The organism is Camelimonas sp. ID_303_24, from assembly GCF_053543495.1.
In genome coordinates this window covers 1-571 of the sequence record NZ_JBLLJM010000058.1, presented here as the reverse complement: position 1 = coordinate 571, position 571 = coordinate 1, and the positions used below count along the sequence as shown (strand labels likewise).

The following is a 571-nucleotide window of genomic DNA, read 5'->3' as shown; positions in this document are numbered from 1 at the left end:
CGCGGCGAGGCTTCGGCGGCGAGGGTTTCGTCGCCGAAGGGAATGAAGCGCCGGCTTTTGCTGTCGGTGAAGGCATAGCCGAGATAGCCATCGATGAAGGCGCGGTTCATGGCGAAGCGGCCATAGACGGCGGGGGCGACGGCGTTGCTGTCGAGCTTCATGCCGTCGGCGCTGCGGTTGTCCTCGATGTAGGTGAGGGCGGCGCCGAGGGTGAGGTTTTGCGAGACGCGGTAGTCGAGACCGGCGGTGATGCCGCCAGCGGTGTAGGGGATGTCGGCGCCTGGTCCGCCGGTGAGGTATGAGGCGGAGACGAAGAGGCCGAAGGGGGTTGGATTGGCCATGGGGGCGAGCGGCGCGACGGCGCCGATGCTGCCGGCGTAGCCTGGCAGGCGTTCTGGCTGGCGCCGGCTGGCGGCGTTGATGGCAAAGGGCGCGCTCTGGGCGTCGACGGCGCCGTTGATGGCGTTGAGGTTTGAGAAGCCGGGGGCGACGCTGCCGCCGAGGCTGCCGAGGCGCTCGAAGATGGCGGCGGAGGTGAGGCGCGAGGTGACGATGCCGAAGCCGGTCTGGG

General features: G+C 69.4%; 1 protein-coding gene. It reads right to left on the bottom strand.

Translation table 11 applies throughout. From position 1 onward, the window contains the following. The coding region (locus ACERNI_RS17940; RefSeq protein ID WP_448834592.1) for an autotransporter outer membrane beta-barrel domain-containing protein at positions 1-571 on the bottom strand (571 nt) is incomplete at both ends.